Raw genomic sequence first — 24,970 nt, forward strand, 5'->3', positions numbered from 1 at the left:
TTTTTGGCAAAAAAAGAGCCTTTTTAACTACTTTTATGCCTCAAAAGTATTTGATGAAGTCGTTGGGCCTCAATCTTTAAATCTTCAATCCCTTGATTGTTTTCAATCACGTGATCGGCAATCACCAGTCTGTCATGACGACTGGCCTGACTGGCAATGATCTTTTGAATCATGCCTATTTCAAGACCATTTCTCTCTTGGACCCTAGCAATTTGCTGGGTTTCTGGGCAATCAACCACCACAATACAGTCCAAAGCTTTTGGGGATTGATTGATCCAAAAGCTCGATTCGACCAATAAAGGCACCACGTAAACAAGGTAAGCGGGGTTCTTGGCTTGATGTAGATCACTCAAGCGCTTGGTTTCTTGATAAATCAAAGGGTGGGTGATCTTTTCAAGCTTTTCTTTGGCTTTGGGGTCAGCAAAAACAAGCTCTCTCATCTTTTGCCTGTCTAAAGAGCCATCTTTGAGTAAAAACTCAGGACCAAAAGATTGCTCAATGGCGCTCATGGCCAAACCGTTGGCTTTGGTGATGTCATGAGCAATGAGGTCGGTATCGATGATGGCAGCACCACATTTCTCTAGTTCTGTGGCAACGGCACTTTTCCCGCTGCCAATACCTCCGGTCAACCCAACCCTTAAAAGATGAGAGGGATGAGCGGGGCTATTCGAAGAGTTGTTCTTTAAATCTGCCATAACAAAACAATGATGCCACCAAATGCAATAAAAGGACCAAAAGGAAATGCATGGCTGTGTTCTTGTTGATGGATTTTTAGCCATGCGTAGCCACCAATCAGGCCAGACAATGAGGCAATCAAAAGTATGTAAGGCAAACTTTGAATGCCTAAGCAAGCACCAAGGCCAGCCAGCAACTTTGCATCCCCCATACCAATGCCGTGATGTCCTCTGATTTTTAGATACAGCTGGTTCAGTGCGTACAGACTCAGAAAACCAAACACGGCTCCCAAAATAGATGATTCAGTATTGGCCCAAGCAAGCCCCAGGAAAATATTTGCGAGAAGCCCGTAAGCAATCAACCCATAGGTCAGGTAGTCGGGCAAGATAAAAGTCTTGAAGTCGATCCAAGACAGCATCAATAGTGCACCAATGATGATGATGGCGGAGAAAATTTCAATCAAAGAATCTGTCCCATTTCAAAAATTGGCAAATACAAAGAAATGACCAAGCAAGCAATGATAAGCCCCATGATGATCATCAGACATGGCTCAATGCTTTGAGCCAATTGATCAATCATGTGGTCTAAGTGATCTTCTTCTTGATTGGCGATATTGGCAAGCATTTGAGGTAAATCTCCTGAAACTTCACCCACTTTGATTAATTGAAGTTGCTCTTTTTGGCTTAACAGAGATTGTCCGGATATTTGCTTGATAGATTCTGAGAGTGACCAACCTTGTGCCAAGGAAACATTGATTTGTGCGCAAAAGTTAAAGCTGACCCAGTCATTTGAATGTAGGGCCGTTTGTTTTAAGGCTTCAAGAATCGGTACGCCTCGAGAAGTTAATAATGAGATATTCCGACTCCACTGAATCAGCAAAGAGCTTCTTCGAATCGACCCAATAATGGGAAGAGTCAGTAAGAGGTGATCAACCACCTGTTGCGTTTGAGTGTGACGTCTCCAAATGAAATGAAATACTCCGATGACACTTACAAGTGCAATCGCTACCATCAGAGAATAATTTTGCACCCAGTGAGAGCCTTGAATTAACAATCTGGTTGGCCAGGGCAGTTCTGCCTGAAAATTGGCAAACATATTTTCAAAGCTTGGTATCACCCATTGAAACATGGCCACTAGAACAAAGCTTGAGACAAAGAGAACGATGCATGGGTAACTCAGTGCTTTTTTAATCTTCTTTTGAAGCTTGATTTGTTTCTCAAGATAAATCGATGCTTGTGACAGGCTGTCTAAAAGATTCCCAGTGGCTTCTCCTGTTTGCATCAAGCTGACACAAAATGGATGAAGCCCCATTTTCGATAAAGAGTAAGAAAGACTGTTGCCATTGGCCAAAGATTTTTGGATGTTGGTAAGCCCCATCATTTGAATGGCATCTAACAAAGACAAACCAGACTTCAAGAGTGAATGAAGTTGTCTGATCAGGTGAAGTTGAGAAGCTTCTTTCATGCGATGTGACGCCTGATTTCATCTTCAGAGCTCATTCCTGACTCAACAAGAGTTTGCGCAGACTCTTTCAGGGTTGATATTTTTTCAGTGTGACATTGAGTTTGTATGGCACTTAAGGGAGCTTCGCTTTCAATCAGTTGTCGGAGTTGGTCGGATAGGCGCATGACCTGATGAACAGCCTTTCGACCATGAAAGCCACTACCGTTACAAATGGAGCATCCTGTTATCAGGTCTTTTGATGAATTTCTTGAGCAGGCTGTGCAAAAAATGCGCACCAATCTTTGAGCTGTGATGCAGTTGACATTGTTCGCAATGTCACCGTGCGAGCATCCCAATTGTTTTAATCTGAAGATTGCGCTGGGCGCATCGTTGGCGTGCAGCGTCGCCAAAACCAAATGACCTGTTTCTGCAGCTTGCAATGCAATCTTTGCTGTGACAGCATCTCTGATTTCTCCGACCATGATGACATCAGGATCTTGTCTCATCAATGCCCTTAATGCTACATCAAAGCGTAAACCTGCTTTCTCATTGATCGGAACCTGATTAATGCCCTGTAGTTGAATTTCAACAGGATCTTCAATGCTCGTGATGTTACGGCTGCCATCCATCAAATACTTGAGGCAGCTATAAAGCGTTTGAGTTTTGCCACTACCGGTTGGGCCGGTGACCAAGATCATTCCTTGAGCCTGATCAAGGCAGTGCAGTAAATGTTGTTTTTGAGTTTGATCAAGACCAATCTTATTGATATCAAGATCGTCTTCTTGCTTGCTCAAGACCCTTAAAACAATTTTCTCGCCATGCAGGGTGGGTAAAGTTGAAACACGGCAATCGATGTTATTGATCTGTGCGCTCTGCGAGCTGCTCAATAACATTTGACCATCTTGAGGCAAGCGTTTTTCAGAAATATCCAAGCGTGCCAAAATTTTGATCCGACTAGATAGTCGGTCATGCCAATGTGCAGGGGAGCTGTTTAAGTGACTCAGGCAGCCATCAACGCGCAAGCGCACATGGCTTACTCCGTTTTCTGGCTCAATGTGAATGTCGCTGGCTTTTGCCAGGAGTGCTTGATCAACAATGTCTTGCCAGTAATGAATGATGACATCATCTTGTTCAATCATTCGGCTGATAAATGCGAACCGTCTTAATGATCTGTTCATCCACCTGGATGATTTCCATGACCACACCGCCTATTTTGACGCTCACGTTGTTGTCGGGAATGTCTTCGAGTGTCTCAATCAATAAACCATTCAAAGTCTTAGGTCCATCGGTGGGAAGATCAAGATTTAAAAGACGATTCAAATCACGCAAACTGGCAGTGCCATCTGCAATGTAGGTCTCGTCTTCAGACCATTTTGTTTTGATCGCAAGGTCTGGCAGAGAGGTTGTGAATTCACCAATCAACTCTTCTAAGATGTCTTCAATCGTCACAAGTCCTTGAACAATGCCGTATTCATCGACAACGAGTCCAATGCGTTCCTGATTTTCTTGGAAGAATTGAAGCTGTTGCAAGACGGGGGTGCCACTTGGAATGAAATAAGGCTCGCTCAATAATTCTTTAAAGTTATCGTGCTGTAGATCTTCATCACCCAATAAGCTCAGAGCTTTTCTAACGGCCAAGATGCCAATCACTCGATCAGAGTCTTCATCGCAAACCGGTAGCTTGTTGTGATAACAGGTCTCTAGTTGATGGATTACATCTTCAATTGATTTTGAAAAATCGAGAACTTCCATGCGTGATCTTGGCGTCATCACATCATCCACCTTGATGCTTTCAAGGTTGAATAAATTAACCAAGATGCTTCTGTGTTTATTTGGAATGAAATGGGTTGACTCAAGAACGACTGAGCGCAATTCTTCTGGCGTCATTTGAGTGTTTTGATTTGCTTTTGTGTTCACTCTTAAAACTTTGAGTAAGCCGGATACAAATAAATTGATTAACCACATCGCGGGTTTTAGGATCACGATCAAAGGTCTGATCACCCAGCTTGTGAAAATAGCGAATCTTTCTGGATAAGTTGCGCCGATCACCTTTGGGGTGATTTCACAAAAAATAATGATCAATACAGCGGCAACACCCGTGCTGATTGAAAGAACGGAGGCGTTGTTGCCAAAAGCGTGCATGGCGATGGCAGTCAATAAAACTGGCAGGATCGTATTGACGACGTTGTTACCAATCAAGATGACTGATAACAGTTCCTCTGTTTTTGAAAGAAGTGTTTGTGTGTTTTTTGCTCCGCGATTGCCGCGGTTAGCTAAGTGCCGGATTCTGTGACGGTTGGCTGCCATCATGCTGGTCTCAGTGATTGAGAAAAAAGCAGAAATAGCCAAAAGTAAAATTACTAAACCAACTTGCGCCCACCAAGGCCAATCATTGAGCCACGAATCCATGAATGCTTTCTTAAGCAAAGAACATGAGGGTGACTATAGCAAACTAAACTTGGTTTGTATTGTTAAAGCCTTACAAATACTGGTGTGAAACGCTGATTCTCTTGTCAGAAAGATCTGACAAGGAAAAAAGACTTAGCTTGAGCGTTTCAGCGAGTAATCACAAAGATCGATCAAACTTTGTGTCGCTGCGTTTTGAGGGAAGCATTTCAAAGATTCTCTTGCCAATTGAGCTTCACGCAAGGCTGCAGCTTCTGTGTACTTGATGGCATCAGAATTCATGATCGCTTGGTAGACCTGTTGAAAGAGATCTTCGGGCAACTCTTCTGCTTGTTCAATCGCTGATCTGATCAAAGATTTTTGTTCGGGAGTGCCGTGATCGAGAAGATAAATCAATGGCAAGGTTGGCTTTCCTTCGCGCAAATCATCACCAGCATTTTTGCCCATCTGTTCTGCACTGGCGGTGTAGTCAAGAATGTCATCAACTAGTTGGAATGTGGCCCCGATGTGCTTGCCGTAAGCCTGTGCAGCAGCATATTGTTCTGGAGTGGCTTTTGCCAAAAGAGCGCCAAGAGCAGATGACGCTTCAAACAACTTGCCAGTTTTAAAGTGAATCACTTGCATGTAACGTGCTTCATTGACATCAGGATCGTGCATGTTCATTAACTGCAACACTTCGCCTTCAGCAATTGTGTTTGTGGCATCAGCGAGTATTTCCATGATTCTGATGTCGTTGGGCGCCACCATCATCTGAAATGCTCGTGAATATAAAAAATCACCCACCAAAACACTGGCAGCGTTTCCAAATGCAGCATTGGCTGTTGCTCTGCCGCGACGTAAATGAGACTCATCCACCACATCGTCATGCAACAAGGTAGCGGTGTGGATGAATTCCACCACGGCTGCCATGTCTAGATGATGTTTTAAGGGGGTGCCGTTTGAGATGGCCTGACTGGTTAACAGTAGGAGGGCCGGGCGTATTCTTTTGCCGCCAGCTTCAATGATGTAGGCGGAAATTTGATTAATCAGGGCTACTTCAGAGCTTAAGCGTGAGCGAATAACGTCATTCAGCGACTGCATATCGGCTGAAATAGGACTTAAAATTGTCTGTAAGTTAGTGCTCATTAACTATTTATACTTCCCTGTTTTTAACTCTTATTAGTTTAACTCATTGAATTAGTTAAGTTTTATTATAAAAAACATGAGAATGTCTCTTAGATTCATCTGAATTTTACTTTTTGACTAGAAATATAGCTAGAGCTATAATTTAGGGCTCTACACGGCACGGGGTCGTGTGGATATTTATAGAAAGATTTCAATATGTACGCGGTCATAAAAACCGGTGGCAAACAATACAAGGTTGCTGCTGGTGAAAAATTGAAAATAGAACAGATACCAGCGGATGTAGGCAGTGAAATCACTATTGACCAAGTTCTCGCCGTAGGCGAAGGCGAATCACTGAAGTTTGGTGAGCCATTGGTGAGTGGTGCAACTGTTAAAGCCACTGTTATTTCTCAGGGTCGTCATGACAAAGTGAAGATTTTTAAGATGCGTCGACGCAAGCATTACCAAAAGCGTCAAGGACATCGTCAGAACTTTACTGAGATTTTGATTAACACGATCAAGGCCTAATAGGCAGAGGCGGAGTAGAAAATGGCACAGAAAAAAGGCGGCGGTTCCACACGTAACGGCCGTGACTCAGAGTCAAAACGATTAGGCGTTAAAGTTTATGGCGGTCAAGCCATCAACGCAGGCGGCATCATTATTCGTCAACGCGGTACACGCGTTCACCCAGGTGTGAACGTTGGTTGTGGCAAAGATCACACATTGTTCGCATTGGTAGATGGTCATGTTCAATTTGGCGTTAAAGGTGCAGATAAGAAATCATTCGTTTCTGTACTTCCGACAGCTTAATTAGCCTTAACTGAGATAACGAAGAACATTCAGAACTCAGCATAAGGCCTCGCCAAATAGCGAGGCCTTTTTTATTGGATCTTATGAAATTTATCGACGAAGCTCGTATTGAAGTAGTGGCAGGCCATGGCGGCTCTGGAAGCGCTTCGATGCGTCGCGAAAAATTTATTGAATTTGGCGGACCAGATGGTGGTGATGGCGGTCGAGGCGGTAGCGTTTACGCCATCGCTGATCGAAACATCAATACCTTGGTGGATTATCGTTTTGCCAAAAAACATTTAGCGCAAAATGGTGAGCCAGGTAGAGGCGCCGATTGTTATGGTCGCGCAGGTGAAGATATTGAATTGCGCATGCCAGTGGGCACCATCATTCATGAGATGGATACCAATGAAGTCATCGCAGATTTAACTTATCACGGTCAGCGTTTGTGTTTGGCCAAAGGTGGAGCCGGTGGTTGGGGAAATTTACATTTCAAGAGCAGTACCAATCGTGCGCCAAGACAAAAGACCAGTGGTTTGCCTGGTGAAGAACACAAACTCAGATTAGAACTAAAGGTGTTGGCTGATGTTGGATTGTTGGGTATGCCTAATGCTGGCAAGTCAACATTGATCACAGCAGTCTCGAATGCACGACCTAAGATTGCAGACTATCCCTTCACAACTTTGCATCCTAATTTAGGTGTTGTGCGAGTAGGCGCTGAGCGAAGCTTTGTGATTGCTGATATTCCAGGATTGATTGAAGGTGCAGCAGAAGGTGCTGGCCTTGGGCATCGTTTCTTGCGACATTTACAGCGTACCAATTTGTTATTGCATTTGGTCGATATGGCTCCATTTGATGACAATGTCGATATTGTTGGAGAAGCCAAAGCGATTGTGAATGAGTTGAAGAAATACGATGAGTCTTTGTATGACAAACCTCGTTGGTTGGTTTTGAACAAGGTCGACATGATTCCTACTGAGGAACGTGCTACCAAAATCAAAGCTTTCATCAAGGCTTATGGTTGGAAAGGCCCTGTCTTTGAAATCTCAGCTTTGACTGGAGAAGGTTGCCAACAACTTTGTTATGCCATTCAGACCGATTTGGATGCTAAAAAAGCCCAGCGAGATGAGGCCGAAGAACATGATGCTGATCCTCGTTTTCAGAATCAAGATTTGGATGACGACGAAATTAACGACTAAAAAATATATGTATTCAAGGAGTGCCTGGTGAGCAAAGCAATACAAGATGCCGATTGCATCGTGATCAAAGTGGGTTCAACACTGGTGACCAATCGTGGTCAGGGACTTGATCATGCGGCGATTGGTCGTTGGGCTGCTCAAATGGCTGAATTGCGTGCGATGGGCAAGCAAGTGGTGATGGTCAGTTCCGGTGCGATTGCAGAGGGCATGCAACGCTTGAATTGGACCAAGCGTCCTACCGATATTCATGAATTACAAGCTGCAGCTGCTGTTGGTCAAATGGGTTTGGTGCAAGTGTATGAAACTTGTTTTGCTCAATACGGAATTAGAACGGCACAAGTGTTGCTCACCAATGCTGACTTGGCAGATGAGCAAAGAAATCAAAATGCACGCATGACTTTATTGACTCTTTTAAAGCATGGTGTGGTACCTATCATCAATGAAAACGACACAGTGGTCACTGATGAAATCAAATTTGGTGACAACGATACTTTAGGTGCTTTGGTGACCAATTTGATTGAAGCGGATGCTTTGATTATTTTGACTGATCAGGGTGGCTTATTCAGCGCTGATCCACGCAGCGATTCAAATGCACATTTGATTCAAGAAGCACAAGCGGGTGACCCTGCTTTAGAAAAAATGGCCGGTGGTGCAGGCAGTGATATTGGTAAAGGTGGCATGCTCACTAAGGTGTTGGCAGCAAAGGTTGCTGCTCAGTCTGGGGCTGACACTGTGATTGCTTCTGGTCTTGAAGACAATGTTTTGGTTCGTCTGGCTAAAGGAGAACCTATCGGCTCTCAGCTCACAGCTAAGAAGTGAGCAAGTCTAAATAAATCTTAAGCTTAAGGTTGTAGCAAAGGAATAATTTCTTTTGCGCTTCTGCGTGGAATCGCATTGTCACAAAAGGCATCCTTGACCAAGGCTGCGTGATAAGAGTTATAGCTGGTGTTCTTAATCACTTGCCAACGACTGTTAGCAGTTTTATGCCAAGCACCATCTTTTTGCATGGTCGCATACAGGCGCCACTCATATTTTTCGCAACGAATTCCTTCGTAACTAACTTGTTGGGCGCCACTGGGTGAAGTGATGACAACAACATAGCGAATCACTTCATCTTTGCCAAAAGCAATCGAAGGTGCATCTAAAGCAAATTTCAGTTGAGTAGTAGCTGAAACGTAAAAAGATTTGAGATCTTTTGATGGGGGTGCTGTCGGAATCTTGACTTCAGTCTCTTCCCAAAATCGAGGAGCATCCGGATCATTTTCATCTGCAGGATCAGCTGTTCTGTATTGAGCGTGAGCAGTGATGCTCATCATGACTGATAAGCTCAAAAGAACTTTAAAAATAGTCTTAAAAATTGAATGTTGGCTCAAGAGGGCTCCGAATCTTGTTTGGACTCATGTAATGGGGATTTATAAAGATCTAACGGTGAACCCCAAGGCATCATCATCATGCGCGGTCCGCGCGAGATATACCTGGCCAACTCCGATAAGGCCAATTCATATACTTCGCGTTTGAAATCAATCACCACATCCAACGGAATCCAATAAGGACTCCAGCGCCAAGCATCAAATTCTGGGTGGTCTGTGGCTCGCAAACAAACGTCGCTGTCACGACCCACCATGCGTAAAAGGAACCAAATTTGCTTTTGGCCACGGTAAGCTTGGCGTGTTGAGCGACGGGCAGTGTTTGCTGCAGATGGACGACGCAAAAACTCCTGTGGCACGTCATAACGTAGCCATTCACGGGTTCGTCCAATAATTTGGACGTGTTGCGGCTCTAGACCGATCTCCTCATGCAACTCGCGATACATTGCCTGCTCTGGGTTTTCACCGTGTTGGATACCACCTTGTGGGAACTGCCAAGAGTGCTGGCCAACACGTTTCCCCCAAAATACTTCGTTGCGTTGATTGAGTAGAACGATGCCGACGTTGGGTCTGTACCCTTCTCTGTCGAGCATATTCGTGCCTTAATCCTTTAATCCTTTAAAATCAATAAATTGATTATAGCTATATAGCCTATCCATTATTTTATAAAGTGAACCATGAAAGCCAGTCAATTTTTTATCCGTACCTTAAAAGAAGCCCCAGCCGATGCGGAAATCGTTTCCCACAAGCTCATGATGCGTGCTGGCTTGATACGAAAGCTGGGCGCCGGCATCTACAACTATATGCCTATGGGTCTTAAGGTTATTAGGAAGGTCGAGGGCATCATCCGTGAAGAGATGGACAAGGCTGGAGCCGTTGAGCTTTTAATGCCAGTGGTTCAGCCAGCTGAACTATGGCAAGAAACAGGTCGTTGGGACAAGATGGGCCCAGAGCTATTGCGCATCAAAGACCGTCATGACCGCGACTTTTTGATTCAGCCTACTTCTGAAGAAGTGGTGACTGACATTGCTCGTCATGAAATCAAGAGTTACAAGCAGTTACCCGTCAATTTTTATCAAATTCAAACAAAATTCAGAGATGAGCGTCGTCCACGCTTTGGCATCATGCGCGGTCGTGAGTTCAGCATGAAAGACGCTTATTCTTTTGACAGAGATGTTGAAGGCATGAAAGTGTCTTACGCCAAAATGTTTGATGCTTATACCCGTATTTTCCAGCGCTTAGGACTCAACTTCAGAGCCGTTAATGCAGATAACGGTGCCATTGGTGGCACAGGCAGTCAAGAGTTCCACGTGATCGCAGATACGGGAGAGGATGCCATTGCATACTGCCCAAGTTCTGACTATGCAGCAAATATTGAAACTGCAGAAGCGCTTTCATTGATTGCAAGCAGAGGTACTGCTACTCAAGCAATGGCCTTAACCCCGACACCTGGTCAGGTGAAGTGTGAAGAGGTGGCGCAATTCTTAAAGTGTTCGATTGAGAAAACAGTTAAGTCAATTGTCTTGGCGGTTGATCAAGAAGAGAGTGCGAAGCTATTTTTATTATTGATTCGTGGCGATCATGAATTAAATGAAATCAAAGCAAGCAAAGTGCCAGGCTTAACAGACTTCCGTTTTGCCACAGAAGCAGAGATCATTGAGTATTTTGGTACTCCTCCTGGCTATTTAGGCCCAGTGAAATTGAATAAGCCATTGACCATTGTGGCCGATAGAACAGTTGCCAATATGAGCGATTTCATTTGCGGCGCTAATCAAGAAGGCCATCATTTAACAGGTGTTAATTGGGGTCGTGATTTACCTGAGCCAATCGTTGCTGATTTGCGCAACGTGATTGCTGGTGATGCATCACCAGACGGTAAGGGTGTTCTAGAAATTTGTCGTGGTATTGAAGTGGGCCATGTGTTTCAGCTAGGTACCCGTTATTCAGAGTCGATGAATGCTGTTTATTTGGATGAAAAAGGTCAGTCTCAACCAATGGTGATGGGTTGTTATGGCATTGGGGTGACTCGTTTATTGGGTGCTGCGATTGAGCAACGTTTTGATGATCGCGGCATCATGTGGCCAGTATCGATTGCACCGTTCCAAGTGGTTTTGTGCCCAATGGGTTATGACCGTTCTGACATGGTTCGCGAAGCTGCTGACAAACTCTACCAAGACTTAATGTCTGCAGGCATCGAGGTGATCTTGGATGATCGCGGCGAGCGTCCAGGCGCGATGTTTGCAGATTGGGAATTGATCGGCGTGCCATACCGTGTGGTGATTGGTGAGCGTGGCTTGAAGGAAGGTCAGTTGGAGTTTCAAGCTCGCACCGATGCTGAGGCATCAGTGATACCAGTTGGTGATGTGGCTAAAAAAGTGACTGATTTGGTGAAAGCTCAATTAGCATCTTGAGGATTCATTCAAATCAAAAGTAAGGCCCACAAAAAAGCCAGATCATTGATCTGGCTTTTTGTTTGGATGCTTAAGTGAAAGTTAAGTGAAAAATATTTAGCGCTTGAACATATTCCCCATGCCCTTGGCTGCCATGCCGCCGAGCATCTTGGCCATCTTGCCGCCTTTGAATTGTTTCATCATGGATTGCATTTGTTCAAATTGAGCCAAGACACGATTCACTTCTTGTACTTGTACTCCCGCACCAGCAGCAATGCGACGTTTTCTACTTGCTTTAAGAAGTTCAGGTTTCCTTCTTTCTGCTGGCGTCATGCTGTCGATGATGCCTTGTGTGCGTGCCACTTGTTTATCAGCAACACTCATGTCTTGCTTGGCGGCTGCTTGCGCAAACTTTGCAGGTAACTTGTCAATCATGCTACCTAAACCACCCATTTGGCGCATTTGAGTGATTTGCATGCGGAAATCATTTAAATCAAAGCCACCCTTTTTAACTTTGTCAGCTAATTTTTGAGCTTGGTCAAAGTCAACATTCTTTTGTGCTTGTTCAACCAATGCCAGAATGTCGCCCATGCCCAAAATGCGGCTGGCCATTCGATCCGCATCAAATGGTTCAAGACCATCTAGCTTTTCGGCAACACCCGCAAACTTGATTGGCACACCAGTGATGTGTTGAACTGAGAGTGCCGCACCACCGCGTGCATCACCATCGAGCTTGGTGAGAATCACACCCGTTAATGGCAGTGCTTCGTTGAATGCTTTGGCTGTGTTGACAGCATCTTGACCCAACATCGCGTCGACCACAAAGAGTGTTTCGATTGGGTTCAAGATTTGATGCAAGGAACTGATTTCTTGCATCATCATTTCATCAATACCCAAGCGACCAGCCGTATCCACAATCAAGACATCGTGATAGTGGCGTTTGGCCCAGTCCAAAGCATCGCGCGCAATGTCTTTGGGCTTTTGGTTTTCATCGCTAGGAAAGAAATCTGCGCCAGCTTGCTCGCTGACCATTTGTAATTGTTTGATCGCTGCTGGACGGTAAACGTCGCAAGACACGGTCAACACTTTTTTCTTTTGTGTGTCTTTGAGCCATTTGGCTAATTTGCCAGCAGAAGTGGTTTTACCCGCACCTTGCAGACCTGCCATCAAAATAATGGCCGGTGGTTGAGCTGCTAAGTTGAGTCGACCCGCGCTTGGATTGCCCATGATCGCGGTGAGTTCTTTTTGAACAACACCCACCAATGCTTGACCAGGGCTTAAACTATCAAGAACCTCAACTCCAAGAGCTTTTTGTTTGATGTTATTGATGAGTTCTTTGACAACAGGGAGTGCAACGTCAGCCTCTAATAGGGCTAAACGTACCTCGCGAAGCATTTCGGCGGTATTTTCTTCGGTCAGTCTGGCCTGACCTCGCATGGTTTTAACCACACGACTTAAACGATCTGTTAGATTTTGAAACATATGAGCATTAAACTGTAGATATGAACATTTTAGGTCACCCCAGCTTCGCATGGATACCCAGCGCTTTATATTTCTTGTTTTTTTTACGAGAAATCAGGGTTTACTCGCAAAATTCTGAAAAGAATCAAGACTCTCCAGTGGTGTCGAGTCTTTCTCAATGGCTTTTATTGCCAATCTTAATTCTGCATGGCGTCACTTTGCATGAATCGATCTTTACTCAGCAAGGCTTTATTTTTGGTTTTGCCCAAGCCCTATCAACCATGGCTTGGATTGGGGTTACATTTTTTTGGTTTGAAAGTTGGTATTTGCCGATCAAGGGCTTAAGAGCCATCATTTTGTTGGCGGCCTGTGTCACAGCGATTTTGCCAGTCATTTTTTCTGGATCAGTACTATCAGCTCGCTCCATTGATGATCCATGGTTCAGAGCTCACTTCATCGTAGCGAATGTGGCCTACGGTTTATTGAGTTTGGCCGCGCTTCATGCCATTTTGATGCATTGGCAAGATCGTCATTTGCACATGCCAACTCATGACAAGGCCAATAGTTTTTTTGCTAAATGGGGTAATCGTTTGCCGCCATTGATGAGCATGGAAAGCATTCTTTTTAGAATCATCACCGTTGGATTTGCTTTGTTAACTTTGACTGTGTTCTCTGGATTGTTTTTCAGCCAAGCATTGTTTGGGCGCGCTTTATTTTGGGATCACAAAACAATTTTTGGATTCTTATCTTGGGTGATGTTTGCTGGATTGTTGATCGCACGTTGGCGTGTTGGCTTGCGAGGTTTAACAGCCGTTCGTTGGGTGCTGGGATCTTTTGCAGTTTTGTTGATGGCTTATGTGGGTAGTCGTTTTGTTTTAGAGGTATTGATCCAACGATGAAGTGGTTGCTCTTCACCTTGATCCTCACCGGTTTGATCATTTGGTGGCGTTATGCGCAAATTTCTCAAAACAATCGATCAAGTGCTAAGCCACAAGCAAAGCCAGCATCCAAGGCCTCATCTTCAGCCAAAACAGCGCAACCTAAAAATATGGCGCAGTGCCCCCATTGTGGCTTGAGGTTTCCGCAAGGTGAAGGAGTCGGTACCTATTGCTCTCGTGAGCATCGTTCCAGTATTGATCCTAAAGGCTGGTGGGGTGAAGCAGAGTGGATCAAATCACCAAACTATGATTCAAGACCTGAAGGGATTCCGGTTGAGTTGGTGTTGATGCATCACATCAGTTTGCCGCCAGGTCAATTTGGTGGAAATCACATTGCTGATTTTTTTCAAAATAAATTAGACCCCAAAGCACATCCTTATTTCGCGGAAATTGCCGATCGACAAGTGTCGAGTCATTTTTTGATTCGACGCGATGGTCATGTTCAGCAATTTGTATCAACTTTGAACCGTGCTTGGCATGCAGGCGTCTCTGATTATTTTGGGCGCCAGCGCTGCAATGATTTCTCAATTGGTATTGAATTGGAGGGCAGCGATGATGTCCCTTTTGGCCCAGCTCAGTACACGGCACTGAAAGAATTGGTCGCCGCTTTGCAAAAATTTCATCCAATTTCTGCCTATGCTGGTCACAGTGATGTGGCTCCTGGTCGAAAAACTGATCCAGGAATTCACTTTGAATGGCAAAGATTTGCTCAGGATGCCAATATCCCGACAAGGCAACTTCCCTACGGTCTTGAAAACAGAAATTAGGCTTTTCAAATGAGTCTTGCCTCATTGGGTTAGTAAGCACTAACCACCCAAATATTTATTCTAAAAAGCCCTAAAACGGTGCCAAAAAATCAATAAAAATTGGCTCAGATTAGGGATTTCGATAGGTATTTTTGACAAAAAATCCTTATCAAAATAATCATAAATACCCTATACTTAGTACCGTTGTCGCAGGAAAAACACTAAATGTAGTGTTCTTTACAGCGAATAGCCGTTGAAAAAAATCAAAAAAATAGACTTTTTACCCAATTAATACATATATATAGATACAGGAGTTCGAATGACCTACGTAGACCCACAAGTTTCAGGCCAAACATCTAATCCATTTTCTGGCCAATCAACTGGTCAAGTTAGTCAAAATCCTTCAGAGGGATTTGTGGCCGGTGGCGTGGGTGGTGCGCAAACAACACAACTCAGCGATTACAAAATCATTCGTCGCAATGGTTCAGTTGTAGCGTTCGAACCATCAAAAATTGCAATCGCTGTTACAAAAGCATTTTTAGCGGTGAATGGTGGCCAGGGTGCCGCATCTGCACGAGTGCGTGAGCAAGTAGAGCAATTAACCCAAGTGGTTGTGCGCGCTTTATTGCGCAGCCGTCCTAATGGCGGAACTTTCCACATTGAAGATATTCAAGACCAAGTTGAATTAGCGTTGATGCGCAGTGGTGAGCACAACGTGGCACGTGCTTATGTGCTTTATCGTGAAAAGCGCAATCAAGAGCGTGCAGCACAAGTGGCAGCTCAGCCAGTAGCTCCAATCGTTGATCACCCAGGAATCAACGTGAGTGACAACGGTGTGATCAAGCCATTGGACATGGTTGCATTACAAATGGTGATTCAGGCTGCTTGTGAAGGTTTGGGTAATGCAGTGAATGCAGAGCCAATCATCAAAGAAACTATCAAAGGTTTGTACGAAGGCGTGCCAATGGCTCAGGTGTATGACTCAGCTATTTTGGCCTCACGCACATGGATTGAAAACGATCCAGCCTACAGCCAGGTGACCGCACGTATTTTGATGCACACCATCCGTAAAGAAATCCTAGGCCGTGAAGTACCACAAGGTGCCATGGCTGCTGAATACATCAGCTACTTCCCACAATTCATCAAGCAAGGCGTGGATGCAGAGTTACTAGACAAGCGTTTATTGACTTATGACTTGGTTAAGTTGGGCGCCGCTTTGAAAGCCGATCGTGATTTGCAGTTCAACTATTTGGGCTTGCAGACTCTGTATGACCGTTATTTCTTGCACATTGAAGATCACCGCATTGAAATGCCTCAGGCATTCTTCATGCGCGTGGCGATGGGCTTGGCATTGAATGAAGTTAATCGTGAAGAGCGTGCGATTCAGTTCTATGAAATCTTGTCAACATTCGATTTCATGTCCAGCACACCAACCTTGTTCAACTCAGCTACATTGCGCTCACAGTTGTCTAGCTGCTACCTCACAACAATTCCAGATGACTTGGATGGTATTTACGAAGGTTTGAAAGAAAACGCTTTGTTGTCTAAGTTTGCAGGTGGCTTGGGTAACGACTGGACGAATGTGCGTTCTTTGGGAAGTCATATCAAAGGAACTAACGGTAAATCTCAAGGCGTTGTACCGTTCTTGAAGGTAGTGAACGACACAGCCGTTGCGGTTAACCAAGGTGGTAAGCGTAAAGGTGCAGTTTGTGCCTATTTAGAAACTTGGCACTTAGATGTGGAAGAGTTCCTAGAGTTGCGTAAGAACACTGGTGATGACCGTCGTCGTACGCATGACATGAACACAGCTAACTGGATTCCAGACTTATTCATGAAGCGTGTGATGGAAAAAGGCGAGTGGACATTGTTCACACCATCAACTTGCCCAGATTTGCACGATAAGTTCGGTTTGGAGTTCGAAAAAGCATATTTGGCTTATGAGCAAAAAGCAGCCAACGGTGAAATCAAGCCATTCAAGAAAGTTAGTGCCTTGGATATGTGGCGCAAGATGTTGGGTATGTTGTTTGAAACAGGCCACCCATGGATCACTTTCAAGGATCCATGTAACGTTCGCAGTCCTCAGCAGCACGTTGGCGTGGTTCACTCATCAAACTTGTGTACAGAAATCACTTTGAACACTAATGAGACAGAAATCGCTGTTTGTAACTTGGGTTCAGTGAACTTGGCTGTTCATTTGAAGGCAGATGCTAGCGGCAATTTAGTGCTTGATCACGAGAAACTCCAAAAAACCATCCGCACAGCGATGCGCATGTTGGATAACGTGATTGATATCAACTACTACGCTGTAGCTAAAGCTCGGAACTCAAACATGAAGCATCGTCCAGTTGGTATGGGCATCATGGGCTTCCAGGATTGCTTGCACATGTTGCGCATTCCTTACGCCAGTGATGCGGCGGTTCAATTCGCTGATGAATCTATGGAAGCTGTTTGCTATTACGCTTACTTGGCCTCAACAGAGTTGGCGGAAGAGCGCGGCACTTATGAGACTTACAAGGGTTCTTTGTGGGATCGCGGCATCCTGCCACAGGATTCAGTGAAATTGTTGGCTGAACAGCGCGGTGGCTATGTTGAAGTCGATATGTCTTCTAAGATGGATTGGACTTTGGTGCGTAATCGTATCAAGCAGTTCGGTATGCGTAACTCAAACTGTGTGGCGATTGCGCCAACAGCGACAATCTCTAACATCATTGGTGTTTCAGCTTGTATCGAGCCAACCTATCAGAACTTGTTTGTGAAATCTAACCTTTCAGGTGAGTTCACCGTGGTGAACGACTATTTGGTTCGTGATTTGAAGGCTCGTGGTTTGTGGGATGAAGTGATGATTGCCGACTTGAAGTACTTTGACGGCTCATTGTCAAAAATCGATCGCATTCCTCAAGATTTGCGTGATTTGTACGCAACAGCTTTTGAAGTTGAGCCTCAGTGGTTGGTTGAAGCTGCATCACGTCGTCAAAAATGGATCGATCAAGCTCAGTCATTGAATATTTACATGGCTGGTGCATCTGGTAAGAAGTTGGATGACACCTACAAGCTTGCTTGGTTACGTGGTTTAAAAACAACATATTACTTGCGCACGATTTCTGCCACTCACGTTGAGAAATCAACGGTCAAAGGTGGTGCTTTGAACTCAGTGTCAAACGGTGATCCAACTTTGGCAGCCGCTGCGGCAGCAGCAGCTGAAGCAGATGGTCCGGTTTGCACAATGCGCCCAGGCGATGCTGGCTTTGACGAATGCGAAGCTTGCCAATAAGTCGTATAGTTGATGCTTATAAAAATGCAATTTAAAAAGAATTTGGAGAACACATTATGTTGAATTGGGAAGAAGAGACGGCCGCAACACCAGTTGCAAAAGCAGCGCCAGTAATGAACCCATCTGTTACTGCGGAAAACAGCCCCTTGCCAAACCGCCCAATGCCGATGCCAATGTCATCAGCATCAGCTCCTTCAGCAACGATTGATCCAGAAGATGCTGCTGCTCGTCGCGTGAACGTGGCTGATAAGCGCATCATCAACGGTTCAACAGATGTGAACCAATTGGTGCCATTTAAATATAAATGGGCTTGGGAGAAGTATTTGGCTGGTTGCGCAAATCACTGGATGCCTCAAGAGATCAATATGACTCGCGACATCGCTCTTTGGAAAGACCCTAATGGTCTGACTGAAGATGAGCGCCGCATCATCATGCGTAACCTAGGATTCTTTGTGACAGCTGACTCATTGGCAGCCAATAACATCGTTTTAGGTACTTATCGCCAGATCACTGCCCCAGAATGCCGCCAATATTTATTGCGTCAGGCTTTTGAAGAGGCGATCCACACCCATGCTTATCAATACATTGTGGAATCTTTGGGTCTAGACCAGGCTGAGATCTTCAATGCGTACCATGAAGTGAAGTCAATTCGTGACAAAGATGAGTTTTTGATCCCATTCATCGATGTTTTGACTGATCCATCATTCAAAACAGGTACTCCTGAGAACGATCAGAAGCTATTGCGCTCACTCATTGTGTTCGCCTGCATCATGGAAGGTTTGTTCTTCTATGTTGGTTTTACGCAAATTTTGGCAATGGGTCGTCAAAATAAGATGACTGGTGCCGCAGAGCAGTATCAGTACATCTTGCGTGATGAGTCATTACATTGCAACTTTGGCATCGACATGATCAACCAGATCAAGTTGGAAAACCCACACTTGTGGACGCCAGAGTTCAAAGAAGAGTTGCGCGGTTTGTTCGAAAAAGCGGTTGAGTTGGAGTACCGCTACGCCGAAGACACTATGCCTAGAGGGGTTCTAGGCTTGAACGCGCCAATGTTCAAAGGTTACTTGCGCTACATTTGCAACCGCCGTTGCATGCAAATTGGTCTTGAAGCAATGTTCCCGAATGAAGAAAATCCATTCCCATGGATGAGCGAAATGATCGACTTGAAGAAGGAAAGAAACTTCTTTGAAACTCGCGTTATTGAATATCAAACTGGTGGTGCGTTGAACTGGGAGTAAATTTTTTTTAAAATAATTAATGACAACGCATCTCTTAAGTTGTACTATCACGAAAGTTATAAAAACACTAGGAGAAAAAACTGTTGATAGGTAGTAGCCAACAACACGGATTAAAACCGAAAACTCTGAATCATCAGAGCGAGTTGTCATCTATTTCTTTTGATAGTTCTAAACGTTCTTCTGACTTATTTAAAAAGCCGTCACCTGCAGAGGTCACGGCTTTTTTTCCAAGATTCATTAGCGTGCGACGTGTAGTGAGTGGCGCGCCGATGAATGGCTCGCTCACACGAAGTTGGTGTGGTCGGGTTTCTTTAATCAGTAGTATTAGTAAATCACTCTCACGTGAAGGAGTTTAATATGGCAACTGCCAAGAAAAAACCTGCTGCAAAGAAACCAGCTGCTAAAAAAGTAGCTGCAAAGAAACCAGCTGCTAAAAAAGTAGCTGCTAAGAAGCCTGCTGCTAAGAAAGCTGCTGCTAAGAAGCCTGCTGCTAAAAAAGCTGCTGCTAAGAAGCCTGCTGCTAAAAAAGCTGCTGCTAAAAAGCCTGCTGCTAAGAAAAAAGTAGCTGCTAAGAAGCCTGCTGCTAAAAAGCCTGCTGCTAAGAAAAAAGTAGCTGCTAAAAAGCCTGCTGCAAAAAAAGCTGCTAAAAAAGTAGTAAAAAAAAAGTAAGTAAGCCTGCTGCTAAAAAGCCGGCTGCTAAAGCTGCTCCTGCCTCAACAGCAAAGACAGTTTTAAATCCGGCTGCTGCTTGGCCTTTCCCAACGGGTTCTCGTCCTTAATTTATTAGGGACTGGTTCCCAGAGGGAATCAAACCCGCTATAGCTTAACGCCTTAGCGGGTTTTTTCTTTGGTAAGACTCTAAGTTTGTAGTCTAGGACTTAGTAGCTGTAGCCAAATGCTTGTTTGAACTGCATTTGAATGGCTTCTTGAGATGGGCAATGATTTTGAGGGCCTTGGCTGGCAATTTTGATGGAGCCCATCAAGCTTGCTAAGCGACCGGTCACTTCCCAATCAAATCCTTGCTCGATACCGTAAAGCAATCCACCCCTGAAAGCATCCCCGCAACCCGTTGGATCAATGGCTTTTCCGACAGGCACCACTGGAATTTCGATTTTCTTACCTTGGGTATGGATTTCTGCTCCTTGAGCACCTTTGGTGACAATTAAAGCTGAGACCCGTTCTGCGATCTTTTCTAAAGATAAGCCGGTTCTTTGAGCCAGCATTTCACCTTCATAGTCATTCACGGCCACATAGGTCGCTTGCTCAATGAAAGCCAAGAGTTCTTGACCGTCAAACATTGGTAAGCCCTGGCCTGGATCAAAAATGAATGGAATCTTTGCATCTGCCAATTGCTGACAATGTTCAACCATGCCTTGTCTGCCATCTGGAGCCACAATCGCAATTTTTGGCAATTCAAGTTGCTTCTTCTGGCGGAAATTGATCACCTCAGCCACTGTGTTCAGATGTGACTCACCCATGGCGCCGGGATGAAAAGCGGTGATTTGATTGTTATCACGATCAGTTGTGATCATCGCTTGAGCGGTGAAAGCTTCTGGTAATTCACGGATATGATCAGCGCTGATGTTGTATTTGGCTAATTGATCAAAGTAAGAGCCAGCATCGCCACCAACAGTCGCCATGATGATGGGCTCACCACCCAATAGTTTGTGGTTGTAGGCAATATTGCCAGCACATCCACCGAATTCTCGACGCATGCTTGGAACTAAAAAGGCAACGTTCAAGATATGAATTTGGTCTGCCAAGATTTGATCTTGAAAGCGACCTTCAAAATTCATGATGGTGTCGTAGGCGATAGAGCCACAAATTAAGCTAGACATAGAGTTCCTTGGGTGGGTAAATTGGTTTAAATGAATGAAATGTGCGGATTATTGGGATGATGTTTCCGTTGGCCTGTCATCAACATAGAGCAGGCGCACTCTAAATCCAGCAGCTTGTTGGGGTAAGCTCAAGAAAACATTGCTTGAGACTTCCTGAAGCGCTTGTGAACCCTTTGGAGTGATTTTGGCATTATCTTCTGGTAACCAATCTTGAGGGCTGAGAAGTTTCTCTGAGATCACCGCATCATTGGCATCCGTGATGGAGAGCATGACATGTGGCCAAGTGATGACCAAAGGCAATTTATTGCGGATTTGTAGTTCTAGTATTCCGGTGGCGGTTTGATTATTGCCAGGATTGATTTTTAGATTGGCTAATTCAATGGCCCAAGCAGAAAAGTCTCTTAAGGGGATGTCTTGGCAAGCAAACTGTTTGCAAAGTGACGCATCGATAGATTTGAATGCTTTAAACAAAGGTTCTTGAATACCAGCAGGCGCTTTGGAGATTTGTAGTGCAATGGCATGTCTACCAAGGTGCAATAGTTGTAAAACAATCACCACCATTAATGCAGCTAAGCTGACCCAGCCAAACGAAGTAAGAAATTGATTCTTTTTTGACGAGTTACCCGACTTGCTTAAGTTTTCGCTAGTTTTTGCTGTTTTTTTTTGAGTGTCAGAAGCTTGGCTTGTTTGATCTGAAGTTAATTGACCAGTTAAGCACACCCAACCATCACATTCACGCCAAACATGGAGTTGAATCCATGGTTGATAGGTTGCAATGACTTCTTCAGCTTGGCGCTCAAGAATGCCTGATAAAACAATGTGACCATTTGGTGCAATGCGCTGGCAAAGTGCTGGGGCAAGAACTTGAAGTGGATTGGCCAAGATGTTTGCAACCACCACATCGTGCTGGCTATGAGTGCTATCTTCTTCTGGCAATCTAAAGTCAACAGTTACTTCATTGCGCTTTGCATTATCTTTGGCGGAAATGACTGCTTGAGGATCAATATCAACCCCGAGAGCTTCACCGCAGCCCAAACGTTTGGCAGCAATCGCCAAAATGCCTGAGCCACAACCGTAATCTAAAAGTGTTTTTCTGGCTAAATCAGGGTGCTCTTCCAACCATTGCATGCATAACTTCGTGGTTGGATGACTGCCTGTACCAAAAGCAAGTCCAGGATCAACGGCCAAACAAACCGCGTTTGGATCATTGGGGGCATCGTGCCAAGATGGCACAATCCACAAACGTTGGCCTACTTGAATAGGTTCAAACTGTGATTGTGTGAGACGCACCCAGTCTTGCTCTTCAACACTTCTTTCTAGAGGTGCGCTGACCTGAAAGCCTGCTTCAGTCAGAGTTGAAGAAATTTCTGTAGCACTCAAACCTTGTTCATCAAAGAGCGCTATGACTTGAGATTGTTCCCAAGCTTGTCGATCAGGCGTTAGACCTGGTTCTCCATACAAGGGTTTTTCAGACTCAGTGTCGGCAGCTGCATCACTGACCGAAATCGATAGGGCACCCAATTCCATGAGAGCATCCCCGAGATCTTCTGCAAGATCTTCGGAGACGGTAAATACAAGTTCACGAAATGCCATGGAAGAGTCAGTAGCTAATGGCTATGAATTACTTCGTGTTGCCACGTTTTGATGCTGCTTGTTCCTCAAGCTTGTGCTCTAGGTAGTGAATGCTCGTACCACCTTGTTCAAACTTTGGATCTAACATCAATTCACGATGCAAAGGAATGTTGGTCAAAATGCCATCGATCGCAACTTCAGATAAAGCGATGCGCATGCGGCGAATCGCTTGTTCACGGGTTGCGCCGTAGGCAATCAATTTGCCAATCATTGAGTCATAGGTCGGTGGCACAAAGTAGCCAGCATAAGCATGTGAGTCAACGCGAATACCAGGACCGCCAGGCATGTGCCAAGATTGAATGCGACCTGGGCTTGGCATGAATTTCACAGGATCTTCAGCATTGATACGGCATTCAATAGCGTGGCCTCTGAATTCAATGTCTTTTTGACGGAAAGGTAACTTTTCGCCAGCCGCAATGTGAATTTGTTGTTGAACCAAGTCAATGCCAGTGATCAATTCAGTCACTGGATGCTCAACCTGAATACGGGTGTTCATCTCGATGAAGTAGAACTCGTCGTTTTCATATAAAAACTCAAAAGTACCCGCGCCGCGATAACCAATTTTTCTACAGGCTTCAGCACAACGCTCACCAATTTTGGCAATTAAGCGACGATCAATGCCAGGTGCTGGAGCTTCTTCAATCACTTTTTGGTGACGACGTTGCATAGAGCAATCGCGCTCACCTAAGTACACGGCATTTTTATGGGTATCAGCCAGAATTTGAATTTCTACGTGGCGAGGGTTCTCTAAGAACTTCTCCATATAGACTTCTGGATTACCGAAAGCACGACCAGCTTCTTCGCGAGTCATGTTGACCGCATTGATCAAGTGCGCTTCAGTGTGAACCACACGCATACCTCGACCACCACCACCGCCAGCGGCTTTGATGATGACTGGGTAACCAACTTTTTTAGCTGTGGCCAAAATTTCTTTTGGGTTGTCAGGCAAAGCGCCTTCTGAACCTGGAACGCATGGCACTCCTGAACGAATCATGGCTTGCTTGGCAGACACTTTGTCACCCATCAAGCGAATCGATTCTGCTGTTGGGCCGATGAACACAAAACCAGACTGTTCAACGCGCTCAGCAAAGTCAGCGTTTTCTGACAAGAAGCCGTAACCTGGGTGAATCGCTTGAGCATCGGTCACTTCTGCAGCAGAAATGATCGCTGGCATGTTCAGATAGCTGAGAGCTGATGGTGCTGGACCGATACAAACAGCTTCATCGGCTAATTTGACGTATTTGGCATCGCGGTCAGCTTCAGAGAAAACAACCACCGTTTTGATGCCCATCTCGCGACAGGCTCTTTGAATACGAAGTGCAATTTCGCCGCGATTGGCGATAAGAATCTTTTCAAACATTGGGTAACCTTTGTGAGCTTTAGCTTGAATTAGCCAATAATGAAAAGAGCCTGACCGAATTCAACGCCTTGGCCGTTCTCACACAAAATTTCTTTAACGACACCTGATTTATCAGATTCAATTTCGTTCAATAGCTTCATTGCTTCAATGATGCAAAGTGTTTGACCTTCTTTGACAGTGTCGCCAATCTTCACAAAAGAATCGGCGCCTGGTGTTGGAGAGCGATAGAAAGTACCGACCATCGGAGATTTGACTGCATGACCAGTTGGTTCTGCAGGAGCCGCTTCTGCTGCAGGTGCAGCCGCCGCTGGCGCTGGTGCTGCCGGAGCCGCTGCTGGAGCTGCGGCATAAACTTGTTGGACAGGTGCTGCGATTGGGGCTGGATTTTTAACGATTCGGACTTTGTCTTCACCTTCTGTTACTTCTAGTTCTGAAACGCCAGATTCGGCTACTAAATCGATCAAAGTTTTGAGTTTTCGTAAATCCATGATGCCCTTCCTGTAAATTTTTACTGAGAAGTGATTATAGCGTTATCTATCCATGAACTGAGCTCATCTTCGCTTATTTTGCCTAGTTTCGTCTTAATAATGGCTCCTTTGCGGTCTACCATCACCGTAAAAGGCAAGCCTGAGCTGGGATTTCCCATATTTTTAGCCCAAGTTGCCCCATCCAAACCGCCTAAAACAATGGGGTAGTTAACAGGGGTTTTTTCTAGAAATTCGCGTATGTTAGATGGTGAATCGACACCGATACCGACAAATAGAACATTTTTAGCGGCATATTTGGTCTGTGATCGCACCAATTCAGGCATTTCTTCAACGCAGGGCGGGCACCAAGAAGCCCAGTAATTGATGATGAGGATTTTTCCGCGCCAATCGGATGTTTGATGCATTTTTCCATCTGGGGAGCGCAATTCTCTGTTTAGTAATTCTTCGATAGCGGTATCGCTGGCTTTTTCGACCCTGTATTTATAGCTCGACAAACCCATGCCTAAAACTGCAGCCAGTGCTCCAGCGATCAAGATCAAACCCCATTGGCGTTTATTCATGTTTTTCTTTCCGTTTTTCAATGAATTACCTTATTTTGCACGGATGTTTGGATAAAATC

The 24,970-nt window shown here is 44.8% G+C and carries 23 protein-coding genes and 1 pseudogene; 10 read left to right on the forward strand and 14 right to left on the reverse strand.

What is annotated here, in order from left to right:
• Positions 1 to 23 precede the first annotated feature (23 nt).
• From coaE to GQ367_RS01040, 6 genes are all read right to left on the reverse strand, one after another.
• The gene (gene coaE / locus GQ367_RS01015; protein WP_215290709.1) at positions 24 to 695 is read right to left on the reverse strand and encodes a dephospho-CoA kinase; all 672 of its coding nucleotides are present in this window, start codon (positions 693 to 695) and stop codon (positions 24 to 26) included.
• Entirely contained in the window at positions 683 to 1,138 is a 456-nt protein-coding gene (locus GQ367_RS01020) for an A24 family peptidase (RefSeq protein ID WP_251370174.1), read from the reverse strand. Before GQ367_RS01020 ends, coaE begins: the two co-directional genes overlap by 13 nt.
• Positions 1,135 to 2,139, reverse strand: a complete 1,005-nt coding sequence (locus tag GQ367_RS01025; RefSeq protein ID WP_215290711.1) for a type II secretion system F family protein — start codon at positions 2,137 to 2,139, stop codon at positions 1,135 to 1,137. Before GQ367_RS01025 ends, GQ367_RS01020 begins: the two co-directional genes overlap by 4 nt.
• Positions 2,136 to 3,257, reverse strand: a complete 1,122-nt coding sequence (locus tag GQ367_RS01030; RefSeq protein ID WP_215290713.1) for a GspE/PulE family protein — start codon at positions 3,255 to 3,257, stop codon at positions 2,136 to 2,138. Before GQ367_RS01030 ends, GQ367_RS01025 begins: the two co-directional genes overlap by 4 nt.
• Positions 3,250 to 4,527 (reverse strand): HlyC/CorC family transporter, encoded by a 1,278-nt coding sequence (locus tag GQ367_RS01035; RefSeq protein WP_215290714.1) that lies wholly within the window; start codon positions 4,525 to 4,527, stop codon positions 3,250 to 3,252. The genes GQ367_RS01030 and GQ367_RS01035 overlap by 8 nt, the downstream gene beginning before the upstream one ends.
• A 132-nt stretch (positions 4,528 to 4,659) precedes the next feature.
• Positions 4,660 to 5,649, reverse strand: a complete 990-nt coding sequence (locus GQ367_RS01040) for a polyprenyl synthetase family protein (protein ID WP_215290716.1) — start codon at positions 5,647 to 5,649, stop codon at positions 4,660 to 4,662.
• A gap of 195 nt (positions 5,650 to 5,844) precedes the next feature.
• On the opposite strand from GQ367_RS01040, the gene rplU reads away from it, so the two are divergent.
• The 4 genes and pseudogenes from rplU to proB all read left to right on the forward strand — a co-directional run.
• On the forward strand, positions 5,845 to 6,156 hold the full coding sequence (gene rplU / locus GQ367_RS01045; RefSeq protein WP_089515160.1) for a 50S ribosomal protein L21: 312 nt from the start codon (positions 5,845 to 5,847) through the stop codon (positions 6,154 to 6,156).
• A gap of 21 nt (positions 6,157 to 6,177) precedes the next feature.
• Positions 6,178 to 6,438 carry a 50S ribosomal protein L27 gene (gene rpmA, locus GQ367_RS01050; protein ID WP_215290718.1) on the forward strand — a complete coding sequence of 87 codons (261 nt, stop codon included), beginning with the start codon at positions 6,178 to 6,180 and terminating at the stop codon, positions 6,436 to 6,438.
• An 83-nt stretch (positions 6,439 to 6,521) separates the two neighbouring features.
• Positions 6,522 to 7,616 (forward strand): GTPase ObgE, encoded by a 1,095-nt coding sequence (gene obgE, locus GQ367_RS01055; protein WP_215290720.1) that lies wholly within the window; start codon positions 6,522 to 6,524, stop codon positions 7,614 to 7,616.
• A 27-nt stretch (positions 7,617 to 7,643) separates the two neighbouring features.
• Positions 7,644 to 8,429: pseudogene (proB, locus tag GQ367_RS01060) on the forward strand (glutamate 5-kinase); the annotation flags it as partial.
• A gap of 29 nt (positions 8,430 to 8,458) precedes the next feature.
• Here the strand turns inward: proB and GQ367_RS01065 are convergent.
• The gene (locus tag GQ367_RS01065; RefSeq protein WP_215290722.1) at positions 8,459 to 8,989 is read right to left on the reverse strand and encodes a CNP1-like family protein; all 531 of its coding nucleotides are present in this window, start codon (positions 8,987 to 8,989) and stop codon (positions 8,459 to 8,461) included.
• A complete protein-coding gene (locus GQ367_RS01070) occupies positions 8,986 to 9,576 on the reverse strand; it encodes an RNA pyrophosphohydrolase (protein WP_215290724.1) in 591 nt (196 codons plus the stop codon). Before GQ367_RS01070 ends, GQ367_RS01065 begins: the two co-directional genes overlap by 4 nt.
• Positions 9,577 to 9,660: 84 nt before the next feature.
• On the opposite strand from GQ367_RS01070, the gene GQ367_RS01075 reads away from it, so the two are divergent.
• Positions 9,661 to 11,394, forward strand: coding sequence for a proline--tRNA ligase (locus tag GQ367_RS01075; RefSeq protein WP_215290726.1), 1,734 nt, complete (start codon positions 9,661 to 9,663; stop codon positions 11,392 to 11,394).
• Between the two features lie 96 nt (positions 11,395 to 11,490).
• Here the strand turns inward: GQ367_RS01075 and ffh are convergent, their stop codons facing one another.
• Positions 11,491 to 12,855, reverse strand: coding sequence for a signal recognition particle protein (gene ffh, locus GQ367_RS01080; RefSeq protein ID WP_215290728.1), 1,365 nt, complete (start codon positions 12,853 to 12,855; stop codon positions 11,491 to 11,493).
• A gap of 20 nt (positions 12,856 to 12,875) precedes the next feature.
• On the opposite strand from ffh, the gene GQ367_RS01085 reads away from it, so the two are divergent.
• The 5 genes from GQ367_RS01085 (at position 12,876) to GQ367_RS01105 (ending at position 19,702) form a co-directional block, all read left to right on the forward strand.
• Positions 12,876 to 13,733: an inner membrane protein YpjD gene (locus GQ367_RS01085; protein WP_215290732.1), complete on the forward strand. Its 858-nt coding sequence runs from the start codon at positions 12,876 to 12,878 to the stop codon at positions 13,731 to 13,733.
• Positions 13,730 to 14,539: a 1,6-anhydro-N-acetylmuramyl-L-alanine amidase AmpD gene (ampD, locus tag GQ367_RS01090; protein ID WP_371818540.1), complete on the forward strand. Its 810-nt coding sequence runs from the start codon at positions 13,730 to 13,732 to the stop codon at positions 14,537 to 14,539. Before GQ367_RS01085 ends, ampD begins: the two co-directional genes overlap by 4 nt.
• A 298-nt stretch (positions 14,540 to 14,837) precedes the next feature.
• Positions 14,838 to 17,789, forward strand: coding sequence for a ribonucleoside-diphosphate reductase subunit alpha (locus GQ367_RS01095; protein WP_215290734.1), 2,952 nt, complete (start codon positions 14,838 to 14,840; stop codon positions 17,787 to 17,789).
• A 56-nt stretch (positions 17,790 to 17,845) separates the two neighbouring features.
• Positions 17,846 to 19,033 carry a ribonucleotide-diphosphate reductase subunit beta gene (locus GQ367_RS01100; RefSeq protein WP_215290736.1) on the forward strand — a complete coding sequence of 396 codons (1,188 nt, stop codon included), beginning with the start codon at positions 17,846 to 17,848 and terminating at the stop codon, positions 19,031 to 19,033.
• Between the two features lie 357 nt (positions 19,034 to 19,390).
• A complete protein-coding gene (locus GQ367_RS01105) occupies positions 19,391 to 19,702 on the forward strand; it encodes a hypothetical protein (protein ID WP_371818541.1) in 312 nt (103 codons plus the stop codon).
• Positions 19,703 to 19,911: 209 nt separating this feature from the next.
• On the opposite strand, the gene GQ367_RS01110 is transcribed toward GQ367_RS01105, so the two are convergent.
• From GQ367_RS01110 to GQ367_RS01130, 5 genes are read right to left on the reverse strand one after another with little or no spacing between them, the layout of a single operon-like run.
• Positions 19,912 to 20,871: a carbohydrate kinase family protein gene (locus GQ367_RS01110; protein ID WP_215290738.1), complete on the reverse strand. Its 960-nt coding sequence runs from the start codon at positions 20,869 to 20,871 to the stop codon at positions 19,912 to 19,914.
• A gap of 48 nt (positions 20,872 to 20,919) precedes the next feature.
• Positions 20,920 to 22,464, reverse strand: coding sequence for a 50S ribosomal protein L11 methyltransferase (gene prmA, locus GQ367_RS08660; RefSeq protein ID WP_215290739.1), 1,545 nt, complete (start codon positions 22,462 to 22,464; stop codon positions 20,920 to 20,922).
• Positions 22,465 to 22,492: 28 nt separating this feature from the next.
• Positions 22,493 to 23,863 carry an acetyl-CoA carboxylase biotin carboxylase subunit gene (gene accC / locus GQ367_RS01120; RefSeq protein WP_089515173.1) on the reverse strand — a complete coding sequence of 457 codons (1,371 nt, stop codon included), beginning with the start codon at positions 23,861 to 23,863 and terminating at the stop codon, positions 22,493 to 22,495.
• A gap of 29 nt (positions 23,864 to 23,892) precedes the next feature.
• Positions 23,893 to 24,351 carry an acetyl-CoA carboxylase biotin carboxyl carrier protein gene (gene accB, locus GQ367_RS01125; protein ID WP_215290741.1) on the reverse strand — a complete coding sequence of 153 codons (459 nt, stop codon included), beginning with the start codon at positions 24,349 to 24,351 and terminating at the stop codon, positions 23,893 to 23,895.
• Between the two features lie 20 nt (positions 24,352 to 24,371).
• Positions 24,372 to 24,911 carry a TlpA disulfide reductase family protein gene (locus tag GQ367_RS01130; RefSeq protein WP_215290742.1) on the reverse strand — a complete coding sequence of 180 codons (540 nt, stop codon included), beginning with the start codon at positions 24,909 to 24,911 and terminating at the stop codon, positions 24,372 to 24,374.
• Between the last annotated feature and the right edge of the window lie 59 nt (positions 24,912 to 24,970).

The sequence above is a fragment of the Polynucleobacter sp. MWH-CaK5 genome, from assembly GCF_018687615.1.
In the GTDB taxonomy this organism is placed as follows: domain Bacteria; phylum Pseudomonadota; class Gammaproteobacteria; order Burkholderiales; family Burkholderiaceae; genus Polynucleobacter.